Below are 3,655 nucleotides of genomic sequence, written 5' to 3' on the forward strand. Positions count from 1 at the left end.
CACGAACCGCAGCCCCGCGCCGAAGAGGCGCCTCGCCCCCGTCGCAGCCGGCCGGAGCGCGCCGAGCGCCCGGTCCGCGAGCGCGAGACGGAGCCGATGGCGGCCGAGGCTGTCGCGCCGGTGCGCATGTCGCGCGACCGCCCTGTCAGGCCCGAGAGGTCCGAACGCGAGCATCGCGGCCGCGACCATGACGGCGATCGCGTGGTGGGCTTCGGAGCTGAGATTCCGGCCTTCCTCGCCCGCGCCGTGGCCCCCCGCCCGGCGGACGATTAACATTCCGGCTTAACCGGGCGTTTGCACGCGGCCGGTAAGCTTGCGGCCGACAGTCAGGGCCGGCTGGGCGGCCGGTCCTCGCTCGAGGAAGGTCAGAATGTCCGCCGACGTCGAAGTCCTGCTGCGTGGTCCCAAAGCCTATGACCTCGCCCGACAGGCCATGGCGGCGATGGAAGCCCACCAGGTCTGGCCGACCGCGCTGAACTTCGAGCTCTGGCTGCATTATGTTGCAGCCAAGGACGGCCAACTGGGCCGGACCATCGCCGGCATGGTGGCCGCCGGCGAGCCCTTCACGGACGCGACCGCCGAGGCCCTGGCCGCCGAGCATCTGCCGCGCGCGCGGCTCAAGGGCGAGCTGCTCACCGCCGGCGACGCCCTGTCGAAGGAACTGGACACCGTCTCCAAGGCGATCGAGTCCGCCCGCGAGAGCAGCGAGGCCTATGGCGAGCAGCTGGCGAGCGCCAGCCAGACCCTCGACCGCAACGCCCCGCCCGAGATCAAGGCGATGGTCGCCACCCTGACCAGCGCCACCGTCCGCGTGCAGCAGGAAAACCAGACCCTGGAGAACCGGCTGGCCGACACCACCGCCGAGGTGACGCGGCTGCGCAGGCGCCTGGAGGTGGTGCGGCGCGAGGCCATGACCGACGGCCTGACCAATCTCGCCAACCGCAAGGCCTTCGACGAGGCGCTGGAAGAGGCGCTGAAGGAGGGCGACGAGAGCGGCGCGCCGGTGACGCTCGCCGTCCTCGACATCGACCATTTCAAGAGCTTCAACGACACCTGGGGCCACCAGACCGGCGACCAGGTCATCCGCTATGTCGCCAGCGTGCTCGGCCGGGCGGGCGCGGCCCCGCGCACCGCGGCCCGCTACGGCGGCGAGGAGTTCGCCCTGATCTTCCCCGGCGAGAAGGCCCGCGCGGCGCTGGCCGTCATCGAGCAGACGCGCCAGGAGGTCGCCTCGCGGATGCTGAAGCGCCGCTCCACCAACCAGGACCTGGGCGCGGTGACCGTCTCGGCGGGCCTGGCCGAGCGCCTGCCGGGCGAGAGCCTGGCCAGCCTGATCGAACGGGCGGACGCGGCGCTCTACGCCTCCAAGCACGCCGGCCGGAACCGCTCGACGCTGGCGACGTCGCTGGCGGCAGTGGCCGCGGCTTAGGCGCCGGTCGGCAGGATTAGGCTTGGCTGTGCCCTGCGGTGACGCTGCACGAAGTCAGAGTCCGACAGCGGCGCGAGCGGTCTTGAGCGCCTCTCCGGGTAGCTGAAGTTCGGGCGGCGGCGCCGGGTGGTTCTTGGCCCTGCCCTGTCATCCCGGAATCCGCGCAGCGGATGTCCGGGACCCATACGCGCCGACCGTGCGTGAACGCGCGCGTCCTCGATGCAGGAATTCCTGAAGGGCCGACGCATATGGGTCCCGGTCTTCGCTTCGCGAAACCGGGATGACAGTCCCCTTCGTCCCGCGAGCGCGGGCTGAGCCCCACGGCTTTCGCCGGGATGAGCGGGATTGATAGGGCAGGCGCCCTGCCCCGCTCCCCCGCTCAATCCAGCTTCGCCGGCTCGATCGTCACGCTCTCGCCGCAGCCGCAGGCGTCGGTCTCGTTGGGGTTTCGGAAGACGAACTTGGCCGAGAGCTTGGAGACCTCGTAGTCGATCTCCGTGCCGATCAGAAACAGCACCGCCTTGGGCTCGACCAGGATGGTGACGCCCTTGTCCTCGACCACTTCGTCGAGCGCGCCCGCCGCCTCGGCGTACTCCAGCACGTACTCCTGGCCCGCGCAGCCGCCGTTCTTCACGCCCACCCGCAGGCCGGCGTAGGGCTTGTCGGCCTTGGCCATGATCTCGCGCACGCGGGTCGCCGCGGCCTCGGTCAGGGTCACGATCTTCGGCCGGGGGCGGCGGGCGCGGGGCTCAGGCGTGATCGAAAGCTCGGCCATGGGTCAGAACATGTTCAGCTGCAGCTTGGCCTCGTCCGACATCCGCGAGGGATCCCACGGCGGATCGAAGACCAGCTCGACGGTGACCTTGCCGACGTCCGGGATCTGCTCGATCGCCTCCTGCACCCAGCCCGGCATGTCGCCGGCCACCGGGCAGCCGGGGGCGGTCAGGGTCATCTCCACCAGCACGTCGCGGTTGTCCGAGACGTCGACCTTGTAGATGAGGCCCAGCTCGTAGATGTCGACCGGGATCTCCGGATCGAAGACGGTCTTCAGCTTCTCGATCAGCTGGTCTGTCAACTGGTCGAGCTCGGCCTGCGGCAGCGCCGAGGTCGGCTGGTCGTCGATGGAGGCGGCGTCGTCCATGGGCATTACGCGAAAAAGGCCTGTGTCTTGATCAGGGCGTCGACGAAGGCGTCGGCCTCCGCCTCGGTGTTATATAGGGCGAAGGAGGCGCGCGCGCTCGACGTCAGGCCGAAACGGCGCATCAGGGGCTCGGCGCAGTGGGTGCCGGCGCGCACCGCCACCCCGTAGCGGTCGAGGATCTGGGCCACGTCGTGGGCGTGCGCCCCCTCGACGGTGAAGGCCAGGATCGCGCCCTTGTCCGGCGCCTCGCCCAGCACCCGCAGCCAGTTGGCGCCGGCCAGCCGCTCGCGCACCCGCTGGTAGAGCCGGTGTTCGTGACGGACGATCTCCAGCCGGTCGAAGCGGGAGAGCCAGTCGATCGCCGCGCCCAGGCCGATCGCCTCGACGATCGCCGGCGTGCCGGCCTCGAAGCGGTGCGGCGGGTCGGCGTAGGTGATCGCCTCCAGCGTCACCGTGCCGATCATCTCGCCCCCGCCCTGGTAGGGCGGCAGGGCCGCCAGCCGCTCGGCCTTGCCGTAGAGCACGCCGATGCCGGTCGGCCCATACAGCTTGTGGCCGGAGAAGACGTAGAAGTCGGCGTCGATCGCCTTCACGTCGACCGGCATGTGGACCACGCCCTGGCAGCCGTCGATCAGCACCACCGCGCCGGCCTCGTGGGCCATGCGGGCGATGTCGGCGATCGGATTGATCGTGCCGGTGACGTTGGACATGTGGCCGACCGCCACCACCTTCGTCCGCGGGCCCAGGAGGCGCTGGAAGGCCTCCAGGTCGAGCACGCCCGCATCGCTGATGGGCGCGAACTTCAGCACCACGCCCTTGCGCTCGCGCAGGAAATGCCACGGCACGATGTTGGCGTGGTGCTCCATCACGCTGAGCACGATCTCGTCGCCCTCCGCCAGCGAGGCGCCGAGCGAGGAGGCAACCAGGTTGATCGCCTCGGTCGCGCCCTTGGTGAAGACGATCTCGCCCTCCGCCGCGCCGATGAAGGCCGCGACCTTGCGGCGGGCGGCCTCGTAGGCGTCGGTGGTCTCGTTCGCCAGGGTGTGCAGGCCGCGGTGCACGTTGGCGTAGGAGTGCTCCATGGC

General features: G+C 70.5%; 4 protein-coding genes and 1 pseudogene. 2 read left to right on the forward strand and 3 right to left on the reverse strand.

Features of this window, described 5'->3' with window-relative positions; genetic code table 11:
- A pseudogene (locus VJS38_RS11795) lies at nucleotides 1–273 on the forward strand (RNA helicase); the annotation flags it as partial.
- 97 nt (nucleotides 274–370) lie between these two features.
- Nucleotides 371–1,429, forward strand: coding sequence for a GGDEF domain-containing protein (locus tag VJS38_RS11800; RefSeq protein ID WP_324088345.1), 1,059 nt, complete (start codon nucleotides 371–373; stop codon nucleotides 1,427–1,429).
- A gap of 379 nt (nucleotides 1,430–1,808) precedes the next feature.
- On the opposite strand, the gene VJS38_RS11805 is transcribed toward VJS38_RS11800, so the two are convergent.
- From VJS38_RS11805 to VJS38_RS11815, 3 genes are all read right to left on the reverse strand, one after another.
- Nucleotides 1,809–2,204: an iron-sulfur cluster assembly accessory protein gene (locus VJS38_RS11805; protein ID WP_324088346.1), complete on the reverse strand. Its 396-nt coding sequence runs from the start codon at nucleotides 2,202–2,204 to the stop codon at nucleotides 1,809–1,811.
- Between the two features lie 3 nt (nucleotides 2,205–2,207).
- Complete coding sequence (locus tag VJS38_RS11810; protein WP_324088347.1) at nucleotides 2,208–2,570, reverse strand: SUF system Fe-S cluster assembly protein; 363 nt, start codon at nucleotides 2,568–2,570, stop codon at nucleotides 2,208–2,210.
- A gap of 5 nt (nucleotides 2,571–2,575) precedes the next feature.
- Nucleotides 2,576–3,655 (reverse strand): cysteine desulfurase (locus VJS38_RS11815; protein ID WP_324088348.1); only part of this gene is annotated, 1,080 nt, incomplete at its 5' end.

This window comes from Phenylobacterium sp., assembly GCF_035276905.1.
Taxonomy (GTDB): domain Bacteria; phylum Pseudomonadota; class Alphaproteobacteria; order Caulobacterales; family Caulobacteraceae; genus Phenylobacterium.